The organism is Jeotgalicoccus meleagridis (assembly GCF_903994045.1).
Taxonomy (GTDB): Bacteria; Bacillota; Bacilli; order Staphylococcales; family Salinicoccaceae; genus Jeotgalicoccus; species Jeotgalicoccus meleagridis.
This window is the reverse complement of record NZ_CAJEWD010000008.1, coordinates 612303-633120: the sequence shown is the minus strand read 5'-3', so window position 1 is coordinate 633120 and position 20818 is coordinate 612303. Positions and strand designations below refer to the sequence as shown.

The window sequence follows — 20818 nt, the reverse complement described above, 5'->3', positions numbered from 1 at the left end:
GATTACGTGAAAAAGAAAAGAATTGAATGGATAGATATTGCAAAAGCAATCAGCATTACTTTGGTTGTACTTGGACATGCTGGACATGACTTTTTAGATATCTATTTAGGATGGTTTAGAATGCCTTTATTTTTCTTCTTATCTGGTATTCTATTTAAGGAACTCCTGCCTAAAAATTATTTAAATTTTGCCTGGGAAAAACCTATCGCATGATGTTGCCATACTTTATTTATGGTATAGCGATATTTTTAATATTTAACTTTGATAATTTATCAATGTTTAAAGAGCATTTGATTAGTTTAATATACGGAGGAAGTTCCCTTCAAGGCCCATATGGAATCTTCTGGTTTATTACGGTCTTACTACTGACCCAACTATTGTTTGGTATTATTTCCATGTTTAATCGCGGCATACAGATTGTAGTAATCGGCTTACTTTTCGTCCTTGGACACTGGTCTTATATCATTGCTTTTGACTGGCCGTGGAATGCAAATGTGGTCATGATTGCACTAACTTATTATTCTTTAGGTTATTATTTAAAACCGTTAATAAAGAAATATTATGATTCTTTAATTGTAACTTTGGTTTCATTGTTACTTATTATCATTACAATATATCTAAATGAGACAGGTTATTTGAATTTTTACTTAAACTTAAAAATGAGTAGCTATAATAATGTTATGCTAGATTTAATCATTCCATTATTGTTTTTCATGCCAATCATTTATATCAGTAATTTTATTACTAAGTTCCCAATTAAAGAAATACTCAAAGTTATCGGCAGATATTCAATTGTCATTATGTACCTGCATTTACCTGTGAATATATTCTTTAGAAATGTACTGGGTTATGACGTAACTGTATTTGAATTTACAGCCTTTGGGGTACTGATTCCAGTGATATTCGGCTATTTATTTAGTCTGACGAAGACGACTCGGCTATTATTTTTAAGTGCCAAATAAAAACGAGAAGGAGTGCTTGATTGCCAAAAAAACAAAGGCAGTCAAGCCCTTTTAGTTTATATCGTCTTGTTTTTAAATGACATGTTATAACGAATTTATTATAATTAATAGAATGTAGTTTCCTAAAACATAAAGTATAAGAGGGTCAAATATGAACCATGTATTTTCATTGCTAAAAGAACAGTTTCAAAACAGAGAGTTAGTTTGGAAGTTATCTATTTACAATTTAAAAAGTGAGTACTCAAACCATTATTTAGGTTTGTTTTGGAATATCCTGCAGCCACTCATGCAGGCTGCAATTTACTATCTCATTTTTGGCTTAGGACTAAGAGGTGCGACAGCACCAGAGGCCGGTATACCTTTTATTGTCTATTTAATTTCAGGTCTATTCCCTTGGTTATTTATTTCTCAGGCCATTAATGGTGGCTCCAATGCAATTTATGCACAGCTCGGTTTAGTAACAAAGATGAGATTTCCATCAAGTGTACTATTATCTATCTCTTTCATGAACAGCTTGATTAATTTATCATTTATGACTTTAATCTTGATCGTAATTTCTGTATTCAATAGCTACGTCAATCCTGTATATTACCTTTCACTAATATACTTTGTCGTCGCATCTTTTATCTTAATTTTTGCTATAAATCTAATAATGAGCACCTTGATTATTTTGGTTAGGGACTTTAGAAATATATTACAAAATATCATTCGCATGGGCTTTTTCCTAACACCAATTTTCTGGCAACCCGGTGAACGGGGTGGTTTATTACAGATGATTTCTGATTTGAACCCATTTGCCTATTTAGTGATGAATTTTAGAAATGCACTTATATATGGTGATGGTTTCCTATACGGAAGTATGGAGCAGCATATATACTTCTGGGCCATAGCAGCAGCACTATTATTGATTGGTAGTTATTTACACGTTAAATTCCGTTACAAACTAATTGATTACTTATAAGGTGGTAACACATGGAAAAATATTTATTGATCAGTAACGCATATCCGACTTTGGATAATCTCTACTCAAATAGCTTCTTACATAGGAGGGTTAAAGCCTATCAAGATAAAGGTCTAAAAGTAGATGTTGTCGTTTTAACAACTCGGGTAATAAAAGATAAATTTTACGATGGTGTACATATTAAGTACATGGATGAATATCAAATTGCATCATATTTAAAACAAAATGCCTATCAAACAGTGATGATGCACTTTGTTAACCCTAAAATGTTTCATGGCATTGATGCGTTATCTAAAGAAGAAAGACCGAATATTGTCGTATGGTTACATGGTTTTGAAGCAGAAGCATGGCATCGTCGATATTATAACTTTTTAGAAAATATCAGTCAGTTAGATTCAGCACTAGAAAGAAAAGATTCGGTTTTTGAGCCTCAAAGAGAATTTTTAAAAGAATTGATGACCAGGGACGATTTAAATATAAAATTTGTCTATGTATCAAAAAGATTTAAAGAACTGTATGTCGATCCATATGTGGGTGTTGTACCTGAAAAATTCACGATTATTCACAATATTATTGATGGGGAACTTTTTACTTATCAGAAAAAAGATCGACACGACCGCTTAAAAATTTGTAGTATTCGTCCCTTTACAGCACGTAACTATGCCAACGATATAACTGCAGATGTAATCAAACAGTTAAGCAAGAAGCGATACTTCAAAAAATTAGAATTTAATATATACGGTGATGGAAAGCTCTTCAATGTGATTACTAATTCACTACAGCAGTTTGATAACGTTCATTTGCATAAAGGATTCGTTCAACAGGATGAAATCCCTAAGATTCATGCTGAACATGGCATATTTTTAGGCCCATCTAGACATGACTCACAAGGTGTCTCTTTAGGCGAAGCTATGAGTAGTGGACTTGTTCCAGTGACCAATGCAATTGGAGGTATTCCTGAATTTATTGAACACAAGAAAACGGGAATGCTAGCTAAGAGAGATGATGTGAAAGAAATGGTCGATAATATTGATTATTTATATAAAAATCCTAAGCAATTTAAAAAAATGAGTAAGAATGCTTCAGTTTCTATACAAGAACAGGCAGGTTTAGAAACTGTGATAAACAAAGAAATTGAGGTGATTGTCAATGGCTGGAGTTGATTGGGAAAAAGCGTATCACGATTTAGAGGCACATATTGAAAATATAATGAGAGAAACAAGTGAACTTGTAAATAATGCCTCTCCTAAACTTAGATTAAATAAGATTTTTATTGAAAAAGAAAATACGCTCAATGTCATTATCGATGCAACGGGAGATAAGATGGAGTATGCAATAGATTTAATTGATAGAAAAGGGAAAATAGAAACGATTAAAACGGGTTATGGTAAATCAAATACTTTCAACTTTGACATCCCTTCAGGACGCTATACGATTCGAGCTTACGCCAAAGAAGAGAAGACAAATGCTCGAGTTTATGACAATAAATCGGTCAATTATAAGAAGGTGACTGGTGATGAGTAGTTATCTCGTTGAATTAAATGACAAAGAGGAGACTCAGTCTGTCACTTTAGTTTTAAGTAGTTTACTTGATGCCACTTCACTCATAGAAAATTTATGGAAATATAAGCAGAAAAAGTATGTTGATTTAAGCCTTTTAAGTGTTCCAGATGTTATAAATGTCTTAGAAATGATCAATGATAAAAGTGAACTGACATTTAAATTAAGTCATACACAAATAAATATTGAATTTTTAAAACAGCAAAAAGATATTCAAGATATTGACTACAGAGATAATACTTATTTACTAAGCTACGCTGAAAGTAATGTTGATGTTTATGAAAAGTATCAACGTTTGAATCGGAATGTAATTGTACAAAAACAATCCTATGAATTAGAAATCGTCGAAAGTCTCTTAAGAGAGCAAGATAAGAAAAATGAAACGGTGACTATGTTGGAAAGAGAAAACCAGCTTCTACGTCAAGGTGGCATGAGTCAAAATGATGATGACCTTGAAAATCGTTATTTAGAATTGATGGAAAAATACAAACAATCATTAAAGAGATTAGAACAATTAAGAGATTCTAAGCTTGGTAAACTTCAAGTTGCATATTGGAATAAGAAAAGAGGGTACTAATGGAGTTAGTTAATAAAATTAATATTGTAGATGCTAATTCTGACTATATAAATAATGTTATTTCCTCACTTACACAAAATCGCCCTGAAGGATTAACAATAATTCAAAAAGTAGATTATTTTAATGATAATGTAGCGAGTAATATAAAACAGTTAGAAACGGCTAAAAATATCGAGCTGATCTTATGTACAAGTGACTCTGACACTTACACTGAACTTTCTAAGAAAGAAAACGAAAAAATCTATGTTTTACAAGGCGAAATAGAGGATGCCAAATTATATATCAAGTATTCACATGTCTTACTTCTAGATGATTGTTTATCGCTTCAAATAGATGATGAAATGCTTTATGAAGATAACGTTATCTACCTAGCTAAAGTTAGTGACAACAAAAGTATTGATGGTCAGATTTACAAGCAATACTTTAAAGATGTAACAATTAACGAGACACAATTTGATGCGAATTCTGTAGAGAAGTTTGTTAGAGAAGCTGTGTGTGTGATACCTAGCAAATTAATCTTTCATCATAAATTTAACCAGTCTTTTTCTTTTAGAATAAATATTTGGATGTCTAATTTAATGGCGGTCACAAACTTAGATGGACATGTAAAAATTGGTAGACCACTGACTGTTTGTGGACAACTAGATAGAGGTTTACCCACAACTTTAAATGAAGTCTTAAACATAATTAAATATATCGATGAAAAGATATCGAAACGATACGATCAAAAAGTGACTGAGGTACTACAATATTTTAACAAACTATTCACTTCACAACTCAAAACCTTTATTGATCAAGGACAAATATCGAAAGAAGAGTTAATTGATTTGATGAAGACATATGGCGTCAATAATATCTACTACTCTTCTTTAAATAAAGGAGATGCGAGAAAATTAGTACTTGCATATTGCTTCCCACCTTTTAACGATACAAGTGGTAACGTAATGGCTAAACGTATTTTTGAAAGTGGTCAAGTGGTTGATGTCATCTCCAATGACATGTCTAGAATTAGAAATATGGATCACAAGCTCTTAAATATAATGAATCATCTGCTTGATTCACAAATTGTCCTTGAAGGTGCCCAAGCATTCAGTAGTTGGCAAAGTATTGAAGATTATATTGATGGCGTAATTAAGTCATATAAAATGTATAAAAATAAATATGAAGAAATATATTCAAGAGTTATGTTTCCCCAATCACATTTTGCGGCTTTTGAACTTAAAAAGTTAAATAAGAATTTAAAATGGGTGGCAGAGTTTTCTGATCCTCTTTATACAGATGTATCATCAGATGTAAGATATGCACCTATTGAGGAAGAGGATTATATTGAAGGTTTAAAAGACTTTGTAGATCAAAAGTATCATCATCTGATCGATGACAATGTCTTTAATATTTGTGAGGTTCTGCCGTTCATCTACGCTGATGAATTAATTTTTACCAATCAAAACCAATTGGATTATATGCTCAGACGATTCGATGAAGAAATTTGTGAGCTAGTTAAAAGTAAAGCCGTTATTAGTCAACACCCAACTCTACCAAGTGAACAATATCATTTGGTCAATTCTTTTTACAGAGTAAAAGAGGATGAAATCAACATCGCTTATTTTGGTAACTTCTATGATACTAGAGGCTTTAGACAGATAGAATTAGTCGCTAAATATCTATATGAGGCAAACATTAATAACTTTAAAATTCATGTGTTTACCAATCTGAATAAAAAGACGATGAAATTTTATCAAAACAGTGCCTTTAAGGAATATATTGTAATGAATCAGTATGCACCTTATTTTGAATTTTTAAACTTAACAACAGTAATGGATATTCTGTTAATCTTTGATGCAACAACTGCTGGAATTAAGCCATACAATCCATATGTGCCTTCTAAGTTAAGTGATTACCGTGGCAGTGGTTCTAAGATCTGGGCACTGACCGAAGAGAATAGCATTTTAGACTTAACACAAGATAAAAACCTATATATAACTAGACAAATTGACTATCAGTTATATGCTGAAAAAATGAAAGAAATGGCAAGTGATCTGAACAAACCACTTTATAGTGTCAAGAATATACAGTGTGTTCAATAGCATTAAGATGGATGTGAAAAAATGTCATATAAAGTAAAAGTGGAAAATGTATCTAAGGTGTTTAGTACAACGAGTAATAAGAAAAAATTATGGAATTTTCTACTGCCTTTTAGAAATAAAGACCAGGAATATTATCAGGCGCTTAAAAATGTGAGTTTTGAAGTAGAACCGGGAGATTCAGTTGGAATCGTTGGACTTAATGGTTCTGGTAAATCAACCTTATCGAATATTTTGGGTGGTGTAACTTCTCCTTCTTCAGGTGAGGTATACGTTGAAGGTAGACCTTCTTTAATTGCGATTTCAGCAGGTTTAAACTTTGAATTGACTGGTAAAGAGAACATTCATATGAAGTGTTTAATGCACGGTTTAAGTGAAAAGCAAATTGAGGAACGTTATGATGATATCGTTCAATTTTCTGAACTAGAGGACTTCTTAGATCAACCGATTAAATCATATTCAAGTGGTATGATGTCAAGGTTAGGGTTTGCAATAGCGGTACATACAGATCCTGATGTTCTCATTGTTGATGAAGCTCTATCAGTTGGTGATGACACATTCGCTAACAAATGTATTGATAAGATGAAGAGTTTTAGAGAAGAGGGGAAAACAATTTTCTTTGTCAGTCACTCGATTCCTCAAATCCAAAAGATGTGTAATAAGGCAGCTTGGATACATTTTGGAGAATTAAAAGAATATGGCGACTGTATTCCAGTTGTTGGCCTATATGCAAGATTTGTGAGAGGTTACAATATCAAACCTAAACATGTACAACTGCGTTATAAAAAAGCAATGATAGAAGGACAAAGAACAAATCAAGCACCAAAGGAAGAAAAAGATACGACTTTTGGCATTGGTAATGGAGTGCTTCTGTCAATCTTTTCAGTTATTATAGTGATTATGGGATACTTGCAAGCAATTCAATATCTATAGGGTGCTTAAAATGAATAATTTAACTTATGAAGAACTAAAAAAAATTGCTTTAGATTCATTAGAAAAAGAAGAACGTGCATTGAATGAACTAAAAAATATAGATAGACAAATATCAGTATTAAAAAACGAAAATGACAGGCTCAATCGTCAATTGAAGAAATATCAAAATTTCTTACCTATAAAAGTAGGACTAAAAATGAAAAAGTTTGTCAGAAAGTAGTGTATGAGCATGTCTAATTTAAAAATTAGAGAACGTTTAAAAGAGATTAAGCAAATTAAACGAGCAATTTTAAAAGATGAAGCGGTGGCTGAAGAAGAATCTATTCTACAAGCATCAGATAAACCTCATGGTATCAGTCTAATCATCCCAGTTCATCGTGGGGAAGATTTTATTAAAACACTGGTCAATTCACTTAATAAACAGTCCTTAGACCAACGTTATTATGAAGTGATTTTTATATTTAATGGTGATTATAAAGAAAGCGAATCTTTATTAGAAACTTTAAATAAAGAGTTTGTATATCAGATTTTATATTCAGAACGCGGTGTAGGTAGAGCGAGAAATGTTGGAATTAATAACGCTAAATACGCCTATATAAGCTTCTTAGATGTAGATGACACTCTATCTGAGGATTACTTAAAGCATTCTTTAGAAGAGGCTGAGCCATTTACCATTCTCTTAAATCAACTTCATGAAATTGTTGATAATAGAGATGATCATGGGAATAATGTGATCAATAAGGAACTGAATAAAAATAATCAATACCCAAATCATTATTTTGATGTAGGAAAAAACTTATCTTTAAACGGTGCTAAGGTTATACCGACAAACTTTCTTCTTCATAGCCAGTTCAATGAGCATTTGAATAATGGAGAAGATGTCGCCTTGTATGCAGAGATAGTGACTGTTTTTAAGCCTATTATTAAAATCAATCAAGAGACTGCTATTTATTTTCGTTATAAAGGGCAAGGGACTTTATCAAGAACCAAAGTATCTTTTCAGTTCAATGTCTTAGATCGAATCCACGTTATTGATGATATGCAAAATCTTTTGAGATATGAAGATGATTTAGATGTGCGCAATTTATTAATTGATAGAATGCGTTCTCAAGCTTTGTTTATCAACAAATATTTAGTGGAGCATATTGAAGATTATAGTAAGGTCATTGATTTGATTCGCCTAAAACAAGATGAGTTTTATCCTTATCAACAAGTGAATAAAGACTTAGCTGAAACACTGTATGTGAGTTACTGTTTCCCACCATTTGTGGACACAAGTGGCATTGTTATGGCAAAGAGAATCAATCAAAACAAAGAACCGGTAGATGTTGTGCACAATGATATGACTGCTGTAAGAGCGATGGATCCATCATTAGAAATTATAGCGGACCCATACATTGATACGAGACATATGATTCACACACCGTCTTCTTTCTCTAGCGCAGTCCATATACAAGCCTTTGTAGAAAAAGCTCTAAAAAGAACGGATTTAACGAAGTATAAGAAAATATACTCTAGAGCGCTTTGGCCAGGTTCTCATATGGCGGCCTTTTACATGAAAGAAGAAGCAAGTAATGTGACTTGGCATGCGGAGTTCTCTGACCCTATATTGTATGATATTAAAAATCAGGAAAGAAAAGGTTCATATTTTACCATAAAGGAAGTAGAGAAGTTGAAGAAAAAGGCACCTGATGCCTATAGCAAATACTTTGATACTAACCTATATAATATGTGTGAAGTACTGCCATTTGTCTTTGCAGATGAAATCATCTTTACTAATAATAATCAAGCTGAGACTATGCTGGATCGTTTTGATGAAGATTTTAAAAATATGGTTAGAGAAAAAGCGACTATTTCAAGTCATCCATCACTAGATGAATATTATTATAATATTGAAAAAAACTATGTAAACTTAAATCATCAAGTGTTTAATATCGGCTACTTTGGTAATTTCTATGAAACAAGAAGTGCAACAGATATCATACGGATTGCTAAAGGAATCAAAGAGTTAAACTTTGATGCTAGGCTTTATATTTTTACTAATGATACGTCCAAGGTTAGAAGCCAAGTGATTACGGAAGGATTATCAGATATAGTGTTTGTAGAGTCGTATTTGAAATATTTCGAGTTTCTTAATGCTGCCAAAGAATTTGATTGTTTAATATTGAGCGATGCGAACACTAAAGCTTATAAAGATAAGAATCCATATTTGCCATCTAAATATAGTGACTACAAGGCATCTGGCACTCAAATTTGGGCACTCTACGAGGATGGAAGTCCACTAAACGAGCTTTCTTTAAATGAGGAAGTCATCAAACTTAAAAGTGAACTTGGAAATGAAGATGAAATAAATGAAGTATTAAAGACATTGATGAAAAATGTATGATAAAACACCCTGGAATAAGTGAGACGCATCTCAACTTATATCCAGGGTGTTATTTTATAGTTCTTTTTCCATGTATTTATGTGGGATTCCAGCATCATCGAATTCATCTGATGTTACTTCATAACCCAGTTTTTCATAAAACTTTAAGGCGTGAACTTGTGCGCCAAGTTTAGTTCTTTTATAGCCATTGTCCCTTGCGTGAATGTGTACAAAATTCATCAGAGCTTGACCTAGATGCATGCCTCTAGCAATCTTTCTAACAGCCATACGTTCCACTTTTGCGACACCGTCACCAATATCTCTATATCTAACAGTACCTAGTGGACGATCGTCTAAGGTCAGTAAAATATTTACCGCTTCTTTTTCATATTCATCGACTTCTATTTCAAGCGGGACATTCTGCTCTTCTACAAATACTTCTTTTCTGACTTCTAAGCATTGATTGTAAAACTTAGGATCATCTGATATTTTCATTTCCATATTATCACCTACATCGCATTTTTTCGTCTAATAATCGTATATTGCCAAAACATTTTTAATTGATCAATATTCCAATAGTCCATGCCAAGAGATAAAGCGGGTGGCGTATTGAACTTTATTTTACTGGCTTCAGCTGCTGCGAGTGCAATGTACTGTATATGAGGGGTCAATGATTTAAAAGCATCTGACAAACGGCCATCGTTAGATATCCAGTCTAGAGGATGAATACATTCAAAGACATCGACTGCTTCGTATATTTCAGGAATTGCTGTGATATAGGCGGCTGCATCAACTTGAGGATTATGTTCAGCCTCAGCAAAGTAACTTCTTAGAGCAAGATAAAGTTCTTTGTGCCGATGATTTAAATAGTAATATTCATTTTCTATGTTTTTCTGACCACTATTTTTTATCAATGTTTCTAAGCTTGCCATCATCTCTTCGATATTTGAAACTTTGTCGTATGAACTTCTCAATGTCGCACCTCTTTTCTTACTTAATAATAACTACCGTCATCATAATTTTCTTCACTGCTATTATCGTAATAGCCATCTTGGTTGTTATTATACCCTTCTTCAGCTGGTACTTCATTATATTCTTCTTGGTTGTTTTCTGTGTTAGGGTCTGTTTGTTGGTTAGGATCCGTTTGTTCGTTAGGGTTAGTTTCTTCTGTAGAAGGGTCATCTTCTGGATTTTCTTCTATTTCTGTTTCACCTTCTACATCTGACTCTTGATAGTTAAATTCTTCAGTTTCAAAACCGTCACCATAAGGACTTTCATAGCCTTCTTCTGCATACAAAGGCGTTTCTTCTAACTTATATTCATTAAGCGTATAGTCGTCAAGATACTGATATGGTGTTAAAAAGTCAGCTAGTCTAATGTTGATCAAGTCATTTGGATCTGACTCATCCATACCGAGTATAGAACGGATTGTGTTTGATAAGACATATATGTGTTCCTCGTCAGGTCTATAGAAATAAGCACCTGAATTTGGCTCCCAAAAATCTGATCCTTTTAACTGTGTAGAATCAAAGCTAATATCATTGAAAGCGTAGTAGGAAGCAAGGCTTCTTATTTCTTTAGATGTAAAGCTATGCTTGGTATTATCTGCAACAACTTTAATTAAATCATCGATGTTTTTCAAACTACCTGAAGATTTCACTTTGTTTAAGACCGCTTCGACTAATTCTATTTGTCTATTACCACGGCCTAAGTCTGAGTCTACACGACGGCTTCTCACGACAGCGAGTGCTTCTTCACCGCTCAATTCTTGAACGCCTTTTTCAAGTTTGATACGACCTTTATCATGCTGATCCGGTTCGTCCATATCAAATGGTACATCGAATTCAATACCACCAACTGAGTCAACAATATCAACCACACCAGCCATGTTTAAGCGGACGTAGTAGTCTACTGGAACATTGAGTAAAGTCTCGACTGTCTCCATTGAAGCACTTGGTCCCCCGTACATATGAGCGTGATTTATTTTATCGAAATATTCTTCTGTATTGATATAAGCGAGTGTATCTCTTGGTATGTTGACTAGTTTAACGTCGTCTTCATTCTTATCAAAAGTAGCCAAGATCATACTGTCTGTTCTGAAATCATCTCCAGCTAAGTTTTCTTTTTCAGCTCTCGAATCATTCTCATCAGTACCGAGTATTAATACTGTAAAGCTCTCATCGACAGAGGCGTCTTCTTTTCTTAAGTCAGAGCGTTCTCTATCAGTGGGTTCGTATGAGCTTGTGACGCCTTCATCAAATGCATTATAAAGACTGTAAATATAAATGCCTGCACCTGCTAAGATTAGTAGTAGGACAATCACTATTGTCCAGATAATTTTTTTAGTCAAAATAATTTCTCATTTCTAGTTTGGATTTTAAAATCATATAGATTCTATTATAATGTGTAAGTATAGTAAATTAAAACAATATAATAAATTTTAGAGGGTTGCAAATGAAAAGTGTAACGATGTTTGTCTGGAATAACTTTGTTAATGATGCCAGGGTCCTTAGAGAAGCAAAAGCTCTAGAGGAACTAAATTACTCAGTCACCATAATAGCGAAAAAAGAACTGACTGAAATGGAATTGAAAAAAAGCGAAAAAATTTCTAATAATATAGTGGTAAACCGCCCCTTGAAATGGGAGTTACCTGAGCGACTTAGAAACAAATTTAAAACTACAATTTTGAATAAGCATCTTCCGAACGCGCTCTTGATGCTAAAGATGATTATGCTAGGCCGTTCATATAATACCGATGTTTATCATGCACATGACTTAAATACTTTGATACAAGGTATTGTCTCTAGTAAGTTACGATTAAAAAAGAAATTATTAATCTATGATTCGCATGAAGTGCAAACAAGTCGGACACATTACAATTTTAATACTATATATAGGATTGAGAAATTTTTACTCAAGTTTGTCGATGAAGTTATAGTAGAAAATGAAACTCGTGCTGACTACCATTATAACCTATATAAAAAATATCCGACGGTCATTCATAACTATTCAGAGTTATATGATATTGATCAGTATAAGGCTATGGATTTACGACATACTTATCACATACCAGATGATAAAAAAATTGTCTTGTATCAGGGTGGTATGCAAGAAGGACGAGGCTTATTTAAATTATTAGAAGCCTTTAAAAACATCGAGGGTGCTAGTTTGTTTATGATTGGTGATGGAAAAGAGAGGCAAAATCTAATTGCTAAGCACCATGATTTACGACTCGAAGATAAGGTACATTTTATAGATAGAGTACCTTATCAGCTATTAAGGCAATATACAAAGGCCGCTGACCTTGGAATTCAATTTTTAGAGAATACTAACTTTAATCATTATTCAGCTTCCTCAAATAAATTATTTGAATATCTGATGGCGCATGTACCTGTCATTGGTTCAAGATTACCTGAGATTGAAAAAATAATTGACGGGGAAGCGGTGGGTCTAACAGTAGAAGAAGGCAATACAAAACAACTTCAAGAAGCAATCGAAAGAATGCTAGCTGACGATGATCTGCTGATGAATTTTAAAGCACACACAAAGACCGCTAAGTTAAAGTATAATTGGGAAGTCGATAAAGTTGTTTTACAAGACTTATACAAAAAAATTAATTTTTAAACACAAGTGAGCTTTGTTATAATAGAAAAGCATAAAATTTTTAAGATGGGTGACCTATGAAAATATTATTAATTACTCAAAATTTTTACCCTGAAATAGGTTCTGGTGCGAATCGATTAAAAAACTTATATAAGTACTTATCTAAAAATCATAAGGTAGAAGTGTTAACGACACATCCTTCATATCCTAATGCTAAGATGTATGAGGAAGATAAGTATTGGAATGATACTGAAATCAGTCAATCAAGAGATATCATGAGACTAAAAATGCGCATGGATAAACAGAGTAAGTCTATGTTTTTACGGCTGCTGTATTACTTTGAACTATCTTATAAAGTATGGGTTTATGTAAAAGAATATCAACATCTTTACGATTGTATCTATGTGACATCACCTAATATTTTTATACCTTGGGCTGCTTTCTTTCAAAAAAGAAATCGTTCGGTTAAACGTATATTAGAAGTTAGAGATCTTTGGCCAGATAGTGTCAAATATGTTGAAAAATTAAATATAAATCTTTTCTTCCCAATCTTAAAATTGATGGAGAAACTGCTGTATAAAGCATCTGATAAAATCGTCATTAACAATGAGGGTTTTAGAAAATACATAAAAGAAATGGTCAGAAACAAAGAGATCCTTTATCTACCAAATGCCTTTACAGAAGAAGAGGTTGCTTTTGAAGAACTGGGCAAGAACTTCAGAGTCATCTATACGGGTAATATCGGTTTTGCTCAAAGTTATGAAAAGTTACAAGAGCTTGCGACTCGCTTAGAAGCGGAAAAAATTGACTTTAAGATTATAGGTTACGGGATGAACGCCCATCTCTTTAAATCTTATATTGACTTCAATGATTTTAAGTACGTGACCTTTGAAGAAGAAAAAACACGAGAAGAATGTCTAGTGGATATCAGACAATCAAATATCCAACTCTCTATCTTAAAAGATAGTGAGGTCTTTTTAAATGTCTTACCTGGTAAAGTGATTGATGGAATCGCATCAGGGGTGCCTATTGTAACTAATCTCGGTGGTTTTACGGGTGAACTAGTGAATGGGAACAAAGTTGGTTACGCTAAAGAAGGCGCAACGACTGATGAACTCGTCAGCGCAATATTAAAAATAAAAGAAGATAGAGCACTTGAGCTCACACTCAGAAACAATTCTAGGAAGCTCTTAGAGTCAGAATTTTTATGGGAAATTAATATAAATAAACTTGAAAATTTTCTTTCCTAATTAGAGTTTGAATAACACTGATGTTATTCAAGCTCTTTTATTAATGTAAAGAAATGGAGTTTTCATGTAAAATGAATATAGTGAAGATGAGTATGTAATTATTATGTAGGAGTTTTATATATGAGTTCATTAAAGAAAAGATTGAGAACTATACTTCCAAGAAGTATGAGAGAAATGATAGTGAAGAAGGTAACATTTGAAGATTTAACAGTGTTTAATCATATGATTGTCATTAATTTATCTCTCAGAAACTTTTATAATTTAAGTTCTAAGAAAAATGTTGAATTTATTTTATCTGATGGATGTTACAGTGAGCAACTTTCTTATAAAATAGAAAAAAATTCAGCTTCTATTTTTTTAGAAAACGAGATATTTAAAAATATTCAAGGAAACTCTACTATCAAAATGAAGGTAGACGGTAAGAATATGATTGTACGTCCGAGTGAGGATCTGCAGAATAAAACGTCCTTCTTTAAAAATGATAAATACTTTAATATTTTAGTGAACGGTACAATTATTTTAGAACCGCTATTTTCTGAATATAATTTTAAAGAAAAAGCTGTTTTTGCTGAAGATATCAGTACATCGTATGAAAGATTAGAAGTCGATTTTAAAGAGGATATGACAGGGTATAAGCTAGCCTTTTTATATCCGAATAAGATTGTAGAGTTAGATAATATTGGGTTTAACAAAAAAATCGTCACCAATGATTTTGACTATGTCACTATGGGGAGAGCTTCTCTCTATATTCTTAAGGACTTCCAGATGGTTCCTGTCGAGTTTTCTGTTAGTGACAAGTTATTATCAACAAAATCTCATACTGTGGACATCACTAAGAGAACTGGTGAAACACTATTATTTATAGAAAATCATATTATTAATTTATCGGGTATTTCCTATCAGCTTAAGGAAGATACTTTAAGTTTAAGTCTAAATAGCCGTGATAAACGTGCACTTAAATCATTAATATTAAACGATACAATATCAGAGACTACAATTTCATATCCCCTTTACATGTTAGAGGGTAGCTACACAGCTGACATTCCACTAGATGACTTGATGGATAAATTTTCTAGAAAAAGATTTAGTGTACTGACAGCTGGTCATGAAGAAATGATTTTACAACCGAATATAAATGATATTGATCAAGATTCACTTGGGTCTAGAGAAGTCATCAATTATAACTTTGAAATGATGAAGATTTGGTTTTATAAAAGAAAAGACAGTGGCTTAGGATTTAAAGTGACCCGTCCAAGATTAAGAAGACAAGTCACAGAAATAGAAGGGAATGAGTTAACTGGTTTTGTGAGCGGTCTAGAAAACTTTGTAGAATCTAAAATTTATATGATATTTGAGGACCGATATTCTAAAGAGCAAGTACTTTTACCAATAGATAATGATTTTTCAATCGACTTATCTCTTATTGATTTTATCCAGTTAAAAAGTAAAGGTAAAACAATTATTGATATATTTATTGGCATCGTTCATGACAGCGGTGAAATCGTTCGGCAAGTTAAAATCAAATATGAATTCGCAGACTACAAAAAGGATAACTATTATGGGGTATTTGATAAAGTAGATGCAGAAGGAAATAGACATTATTTCTTAATCACAACAACACCTTTTGATAACTTGAAAATAGAGACCTTTTTAATTCCTAGTGGTATTCCTTTACCAGGGGATAAACCTAAGAAAGATTATCAGACTTGGTTGGTTGGTGAGCGATATGATACAGCCCAAGATAATGGTTATGCCTTTTATCAGTATTTAAAACAGCACACAGATATTGATGCATATTACGTGATTGAAGATACTGCTGTTGACTATGAGAAAATTTCTGATGATCCAAATGTTTTAGCTTTTGGTTCAAAAGAACATTACCAGATTTCCTTCAAAGCAGGGGTCTTACTCGGTACACATGACCTTGAAAATCTCTTGCCTTATAAACCAGCACGTGGCTTCTTTAATTATGAAGAGACTATTAAAGTGTTTTTACAACATGGGGTGTTGGGTCGAAAAAGAGTGGAATATCATAAAAAATATTACGACCTACCTTTTGATCTTTTCATCGTGTCTTCACAGCCAGAAAAATATAATGTCGTTGTGAAAAAATTGGGTTATGACGAAGAAGAAGTTGCAATCACGGGACTGGCAAGGTTTGATTCTTTACCAAGAAATAATGAAACAAAAGATATTCTTTTAATGCCAACTTGGCGTGATTGGATTAATACAGATGAACAATTTTTAGATAGTCAATATTTTAATTACTATAATAATCTTATCCATAATGAAAGACTGATTAAGATTTTAGAAGATAATAACGTGCAATTGAATTTTTATCCTCACTATAGAGCTCAGATGTATTTTAATAGTGAAATACTGAATCCTAGTAACAATATTAATTTTATCGAGCTAGGGTCAAAAAAAGTACAAGATTTACTCATTGAGCATTCCTTATTAATTACAGATTACTCAAGTGTAAGTTTTGATTTCACACTGATGGATAAGCCCGTAATATACTATCATTTTGATGTGAGGAAGTTTTTCCGCCAAGGTAAATTAAGACCTTTACATCAAACCTTTATTGGTGAAATCGCCAGAACAGAAGATGAGTTAATTACCCTGATACAAGAACAGATTCATCGAAATTTTAAAACAGGTAATATTGATATATCAGGCATTTTTGAATACCAAGATCATGATAACTGCTTAAGAATTTATAATAGTGTTCTTAATAAATTAGAGAAATTAGATCACAAGTAAAATCTTAAATTAAAAGCACGCCGAGTCACTTTTCTAGCGCTCGACGTGCTTATGTTTTCTATTAAAAATTTTTATATAAAGTGTCAACTAAGCGGTCACTTGAATGCCCATCAGCATATTTATTAACCCGCTTGTTAAAAGCTTTTACTTTATTTAAATCGGCTGTTTCATTGAGTAGGTTATCAATAAGTGAATCTTCATTTTTACAAGCAGGTCCAGGCATGTAAGATTCAAAATCAAACCAAATTCCTCGTTCCTCTTGGTATTCATCAATATCATTGATATAGAAGTACATCGGTTTATTTAGGATGCAATATTCATAAGGTATGGATGAATAATCTGTAATGAGTATGTCTGAAGCGGCCATAAGTGATTCAATCGTATAGCCCTGTGAAACATTTGTCACAAAGACGCTTTCATAATCATAGTGAGCGGACATGGCAGGGTGTAATTTCACTAAGATGTGATAGCCGGGCAGTTTCTCACTTACTGTCTTTAAGTTTAAAAGTAGTTGACTATCGTTTAGATGTCCGTCCCTATAGGTTGGTGCATAAAGGATTACTTTTGTCTTAGAATCTAAATTCAGTCCTTGTCTAACTTTGACACGGTCCTCATTTACTTGTTTTTTATCAAAATAGTAATCAGTTCTAGCTAGGCCAGTTTTTAAGATATTATTATCCGACAAGCCAAAAGCTTCGGAAAAAATATAAGCCATATCATCAGAGCTGACAACTACCTTATTGAATGTTTTATAAACTGATCTAAATCTTCTATGCGCACTCTTAGGTCGGTGAACGATTGTCTTGTCTCTTAAACCGAAGTATTTAACAGCACCATTGGCGTGCCAGACTTGACTCACCACGACATCCTTTTTAAAGTCACAGCTCGCTAAGATAACGTGATAATTATCGATAAAAATCATCTTACTCGTCGCCAGATAATAAAGTCCTGTAAAAAAGGACAGTGGATGCTTAGGAGAAAACTTTAAAACCTTCTGTGCATGTTTAAAGTCTTTTTTACAACTGCTCTCTTTTAAAACAATAACGTCTGATAGGCCTTTATGATAAAGACTATCATTGATATAGCTGAGATTATCACCGAAAGACGAAAGCATTACAGTACGTCTCTTTAATGGGAAATAGCTAAACAAACGAAAAAATTCTTTAACAAGCAGCAGATAAAACTTTAAAACTACTTCTTTAAGCATCTTTTTCTTTTAATTCTTCTTTAATTTTAGTGGTTGATACACCAGTCGTTCTTGGGAGATAGACAACTTCACAGTATTCTTTTAAGAAATCGAATTCTCCTTCCCAATCATCGCCAATGACAAATGTATCGATATTGTAATCTACAACATCAGATGATTTTTGATCCCATGAATCTTCACCGATGACTTCATCGACATAGCGAATGGCTTCTAGGATTTGCTTTCTTTCCTCAAAAGAGTGATATGATTCTTTATGTTTTAAAGTATTAAATTCATCTGTAGAAACAGCGACGATTAAATAGTCACCAAGTGCTTTTGCTCTTCTCAATAAGTTGATGTGACCAGTGTGTAATAAATCGAATGTTCCGTATGTGATGACTTTTTTCATGATAAATTCCTCCAAATTAAGGCATAGTAATAGTATTTTGTAGTATTATGAATTATAGCATAAGATAATACTTAAGACTTTCAGGTGTGGTGTATATGAAAAAAATTAAAAAATATTCAAAAGTACTTCTTTTAAAATTATATAAAGCTATATTTTGGTTCTTTGGAAAAATATTTAATAAGGATCACTCTTTGATTATCTTTGAAAGTTTTTTAGGAAAACAATACAGTGATAATCCAAGAGCCTTATACGAATATATGACTACACATTATCCAGAGTATCGATTTTTATGGAGTGTAGATAAACGCTATATCGATACTTTCGAAAGGTATGACTTACCTTACATCAAGCGGTTCTCCTTGAACTGGATGATATATATGAATAAAGCAACCTTATGGATTACTAATAGTCGGCTTCCACTGTGGATTCCAAAACCAAAAGGGACAACCTACTTGCAAACATGGCATGGGACACCTTTGAAACGCTTAGCAACAGACATGGAAGAAGTCCATATGCCAGGGACTAACACAGATAAATACAAGAAAAACTTTTCTAAAGAAGCATCTAAATGGGATTTTTTAGTATCACCTAATGAATATTCTTCAGAAATTTTTAGAAGAGCTTTTGTGTTTGATAAAACAATGCTGGAAACAGGATACCCTAGAAATGACTTTCTTTTCAATCATAATGATGAAGAAAGTGTATCAAAGCTGAAAAAAGAACTCGGAATCCCGGAAGATAAAAAAGTAATCCTTTACGCTCCAACTTGGAGAGATGATTCTTATCATAGTAAAGGACGCTATAAATTCGACTTAGAATTCGATTTAGAAAATATGTATCAAGCACTTGGTGATGACTATATCATTATTTTAAGACTGCACTATTTAGTGAGTGAAAACTTAGATATATCAGGCTATGAACATTTTGTTTATGATTGTTCTAAGTACGAAGACATCAGAGGGCTTTATGTTATTTCAGATCTTTTAGTGACTGATTACTCTTCTGTCTTCTTTGATTACGCAACTCTCAAAAGACCAATGATTTTCTATACTTATGATCTCGATAATTACAGAGATAAGTTAAGAGGTTTTTACTTTGATTTCGAGACGCTCGCTCCTGGTCCATTAGTAACGACAGAAAAAGCTCTGATCGATGCTATAAAAGAGAGTGAAACTATAGATTACAACGAACGATATAAAGTAAATAACTTCAGAGAAAAATTCTGTGCTCTAGAAGACGGTCATGCATCACAACGTGTCGCTGATGAAGTTATTTGTCATCTAAGAAGTAAAATTGTATAATTCACCATTGATGAAAAAATGAGGTTGTGACTAAGATGAAATCCATGCTGAAAGTTTTACAGGAACAGCTATCTCACTTTTATTTAGTGAGAAGGTTGTCGACCTATGATATAAAAAGTAAGAATCAAAATAACTATCTCGGTATTGTCTGGGAAGTTCTCACACCTGTAATTAGTATTATGATTTACTGGTTTGTGTTTGGAACTTTAAGACAGAGACAACCAGTAGAAATTGGTGGAGTGGAAGTACCATTCTTTTATTGGTTATTTATTGGTTTTATCGTTTGGACGTTTTTCTTCCAAGCAAGTATAGAAGCATCTAAATCGATTTATACAAGGTTAAAAATGCTATCTAAGATGAATTTCCCACTGAGTGTAATTCCTAACATTCCTATATTTTCTAAGTTTTATACTCACATCATCATGTTGGTAATTGCATTTATAGTCTTTCAGATTGCAGGCTACACAGTCAGCCTCTACTTTGTACAAATTATTTATTTTATTTTTTGTTCATATGTGTTGATTCTGTCCTTTGCTTTAATCACATCAACCTTATCTACGCTCATTCGTGATGTTCATCTGTTATTGAATTCTTTATTACGTATGCTGTTGTACTTATCTGGAGTGTTATGGCCATTATCCATGTTATCGGATTTCCCAACTTTGATGGTTCTTATGAGATTAAATCCTTTGGTTTACCTTATTGAAGGTTATAGAGCATCCTTCTTTGGGACTGAGTGGTTCCTAGTTACACACTGGGAATATAGCTTATATTTCTGGGGTCTGATGCTAGTATTATTTGCCATCGGTTCTTCACTTCATATGAAATTTAGACGTAATTTTATAGATTACTTATAATGGGGTTAAT

At 32.9% G+C, this 20818-nt stretch carries 17 protein-coding genes and 2 pseudogenes; 14 read left to right on the top strand and 5 right to left on the bottom strand.

Features of this window, described 5'->3' with window-relative positions:
• Positions 1 to 6 precede the first annotated feature (6 nt).
• The 9 genes and pseudogenes from JEOSCH030_RS08755 to JEOSCH030_RS08715 all read left to right on the top strand — a co-directional run bounded on the left by JEOSCH030_RS08755 (position 7) and on the right by JEOSCH030_RS08715 (position 9460).
• A pseudogene (locus JEOSCH030_RS08755) lies at positions 7 to 962 on the top strand (acyltransferase family protein).
• A 151-nt stretch (positions 963 to 1113) separates the two neighbouring features.
• A complete protein-coding gene (locus JEOSCH030_RS08750; protein ID WP_185126255.1) occupies positions 1114 to 1923 on the top strand; it encodes an ABC transporter permease in 810 nt (269 codons plus the stop codon).
• 11 nt (positions 1924 to 1934) lie between these two features.
• A complete protein-coding gene (locus JEOSCH030_RS08745; protein WP_185126254.1) occupies positions 1935 to 3086 on the top strand; it encodes a glycosyltransferase family 4 protein in 1152 nt (383 codons plus the stop codon).
• Positions 3073 to 3447 carry a hypothetical protein gene (locus tag JEOSCH030_RS08740; RefSeq protein ID WP_185126253.1) on the top strand — a complete coding sequence of 125 codons (375 nt, stop codon included), beginning with the start codon at positions 3073 to 3075 and terminating at the stop codon, positions 3445 to 3447. Before JEOSCH030_RS08745 ends, JEOSCH030_RS08740 begins: the two co-directional genes overlap by 14 nt.
• The gene (locus JEOSCH030_RS08735) at positions 3437 to 4060 is read left to right on the top strand and encodes a hypothetical protein (protein WP_185126252.1); all 624 of its coding nucleotides are present in this window, start codon (positions 3437 to 3439) and stop codon (positions 4058 to 4060) included. The genes JEOSCH030_RS08740 and JEOSCH030_RS08735 overlap by 11 nt, the downstream gene beginning before the upstream one ends.
• Positions 4060 to 6144, top strand: coding sequence for a hypothetical protein (locus tag JEOSCH030_RS08730; protein ID WP_185126251.1), 2085 nt, complete (start codon positions 4060 to 4062; stop codon positions 6142 to 6144). Before JEOSCH030_RS08735 ends, JEOSCH030_RS08730 begins: the two co-directional genes overlap by 1 nt.
• A 21-nt stretch (positions 6145 to 6165) precedes the next feature.
• The gene (locus tag JEOSCH030_RS08725; RefSeq protein WP_185126250.1) at positions 6166 to 7074 is read left to right on the top strand and encodes an ABC transporter ATP-binding protein; all 909 of its coding nucleotides are present in this window, start codon (positions 6166 to 6168) and stop codon (positions 7072 to 7074) included.
• 10 nt (positions 7075 to 7084) lie between these two features.
• Complete coding sequence (locus JEOSCH030_RS08720) at positions 7085 to 7294, top strand: hypothetical protein (RefSeq protein WP_185126249.1); 210 nt, start codon at positions 7085 to 7087, stop codon at positions 7292 to 7294.
• A gap of 9 nt (positions 7295 to 7303) precedes the next feature.
• Positions 7304 to 9460: a glycosyltransferase gene (locus JEOSCH030_RS08715; protein ID WP_185126248.1), complete on the top strand. Its 2157-nt coding sequence runs from the start codon at positions 7304 to 7306 to the stop codon at positions 9458 to 9460.
• A 54-nt stretch (positions 9461 to 9514) separates the two neighbouring features.
• On the opposite strand, the gene JEOSCH030_RS08710 is transcribed toward JEOSCH030_RS08715, so the two are convergent.
• The 3 genes from JEOSCH030_RS08710 to JEOSCH030_RS08700 are packed head-to-tail and all read right to left on the bottom strand — an operon-like array spanning position 9515 to position 11789.
• Positions 9515 to 9940, bottom strand: a complete 426-nt coding sequence (locus JEOSCH030_RS08710) for a GNAT family N-acetyltransferase (RefSeq protein WP_185126247.1) — start codon at positions 9938 to 9940, stop codon at positions 9515 to 9517.
• Positions 9941 to 9948: 8 nt separating this feature from the next.
• Positions 9949 to 10413: a DUF2538 family protein gene (locus JEOSCH030_RS08705; protein ID WP_185126246.1), complete on the bottom strand. Its 465-nt coding sequence runs from the start codon at positions 10411 to 10413 to the stop codon at positions 9949 to 9951.
• Between the two features lie 20 nt (positions 10414 to 10433).
• Positions 10434 to 11789: an LCP family glycopolymer transferase gene (locus JEOSCH030_RS08700; RefSeq protein ID WP_185126245.1), complete on the bottom strand. Its 1356-nt coding sequence runs from the start codon at positions 11787 to 11789 to the stop codon at positions 10434 to 10436.
• Between the two features lie 104 nt (positions 11790 to 11893).
• On the opposite strand from JEOSCH030_RS08700, the gene JEOSCH030_RS08695 reads away from it, so the two are divergent.
• The 3 genes from JEOSCH030_RS08695 (at position 11894) to JEOSCH030_RS08685 (ending at position 17055) form a co-directional block, all read left to right on the top strand.
• A complete protein-coding gene (locus tag JEOSCH030_RS08695; protein ID WP_185126244.1) occupies positions 11894 to 13063 on the top strand; it encodes a glycosyltransferase in 1170 nt (389 codons plus the stop codon).
• A gap of 56 nt (positions 13064 to 13119) precedes the next feature.
• Entirely contained in the window at positions 13120 to 14292 is a 1173-nt protein-coding gene (locus JEOSCH030_RS08690) for a glycosyltransferase family 4 protein (protein ID WP_185126243.1), read from the top strand.
• A gap of 120 nt (positions 14293 to 14412) precedes the next feature.
• Positions 14413 to 17055: a CDP-glycerol glycerophosphotransferase family protein gene (locus JEOSCH030_RS08685; protein WP_185126242.1), complete on the top strand. Its 2643-nt coding sequence runs from the start codon at positions 14413 to 14415 to the stop codon at positions 17053 to 17055.
• Between the two features lie 61 nt (positions 17056 to 17116).
• Here the strand turns inward: JEOSCH030_RS08685 and JEOSCH030_RS08680 are convergent, their stop codons facing one another.
• Together JEOSCH030_RS08680 and tagD are read right to left on the bottom strand one after the other, a co-directional pair.
• Complete coding sequence (locus JEOSCH030_RS08680; RefSeq protein WP_185126241.1) at positions 17117 to 18262, bottom strand: CDP-glycerol glycerophosphotransferase family protein; 1146 nt, start codon at positions 18260 to 18262, stop codon at positions 17117 to 17119.
• Complete coding sequence (tagD, locus tag JEOSCH030_RS08675) at positions 18255 to 18650, bottom strand: glycerol-3-phosphate cytidylyltransferase (protein WP_185126240.1); 396 nt, start codon at positions 18648 to 18650, stop codon at positions 18255 to 18257. The genes JEOSCH030_RS08680 and tagD overlap by 8 nt, the downstream gene beginning before the upstream one ends.
• Positions 18651 to 18745: 95 nt before the next feature.
• On the opposite strand from tagD, the pseudogene JEOSCH030_RS08670 reads away from it, so the two are divergent.
• A pseudogene (locus JEOSCH030_RS08670) lies at positions 18746 to 19951 on the top strand (CDP-glycerol glycerophosphotransferase family protein); the annotation flags it as partial.
• A gap of 35 nt (positions 19952 to 19986) precedes the next feature.
• Complete coding sequence (locus JEOSCH030_RS08665; RefSeq protein ID WP_185126558.1) at positions 19987 to 20808, top strand: ABC transporter permease; 822 nt, start codon at positions 19987 to 19989, stop codon at positions 20806 to 20808.
• The last annotated feature ends 10 nt before the right edge of the window (positions 20809 to 20818 follow it).

What these genes read in the sequence shown, in the direction of transcription:
- JEOSCH030_RS08680 (WP_185126241.1), bottom strand. Translation starts at nt 18,262, where the DNA reads ATGCTTAAAGAAGTAGTTTTAAAGTTTTATCTGCTGCTTGTTAAAGAA.
- JEOSCH030_RS08720 (WP_185126249.1), top strand. Translation starts at nt 7,085, where the DNA reads ATGAATAATTTAACTTATGAAGAACTAAAAAAAATTGCTTTAGATTCA.
- JEOSCH030_RS08710 (WP_185126247.1), bottom strand. Translation starts at nt 9,940, where the DNA reads ATGGAAATGAAAATATCAGATGATCCTAAGTTTTACAATCAATGCTTA.
- JEOSCH030_RS08665 (WP_185126558.1), top strand. Translation starts at nt 19,987, where the DNA reads ATGAAATCCATGCTGAAAGTTTTACAGGAACAGCTATCTCACTTTTAT.
- JEOSCH030_RS08750 (WP_185126255.1), top strand. Translation starts at nt 1,114, where the DNA reads ATGAACCATGTATTTTCATTGCTAAAAGAACAGTTTCAAAACAGAGAG.
- JEOSCH030_RS08685 (WP_185126242.1), top strand. Translation starts at nt 14,413, where the DNA reads ATGAGTTCATTAAAGAAAAGATTGAGAACTATACTTCCAAGAAGTATG.
- JEOSCH030_RS08690 (WP_185126243.1), top strand. Translation starts at nt 13,120, where the DNA reads ATGAAAATATTATTAATTACTCAAAATTTTTACCCTGAAATAGGTTCT.
- JEOSCH030_RS08715 (WP_185126248.1), top strand. Translation starts at nt 7,304, where the DNA reads ATGTCTAATTTAAAAATTAGAGAACGTTTAAAAGAGATTAAGCAAATT.
- JEOSCH030_RS08695 (WP_185126244.1), top strand. Translation starts at nt 11,894, where the DNA reads ATGAAAAGTGTAACGATGTTTGTCTGGAATAACTTTGTTAATGATGCC.
- JEOSCH030_RS08745 (WP_185126254.1), top strand. Translation starts at nt 1,935, where the DNA reads ATGGAAAAATATTTATTGATCAGTAACGCATATCCGACTTTGGATAAT.
- JEOSCH030_RS08740 (WP_185126253.1), top strand. Translation starts at nt 3,073, where the DNA reads ATGGCTGGAGTTGATTGGGAAAAAGCGTATCACGATTTAGAGGCACAT.
- tagD (WP_185126240.1), bottom strand. Translation starts at nt 18,650, where the DNA reads ATGAAAAAAGTCATCACATACGGAACATTCGATTTATTACACACTGGT.
- JEOSCH030_RS08725 (WP_185126250.1), top strand. Translation starts at nt 6,166, where the DNA reads ATGTCATATAAAGTAAAAGTGGAAAATGTATCTAAGGTGTTTAGTACA.
- JEOSCH030_RS08730 (WP_185126251.1), top strand. Translation starts at nt 4,060, where the DNA reads ATGGAGTTAGTTAATAAAATTAATATTGTAGATGCTAATTCTGACTAT.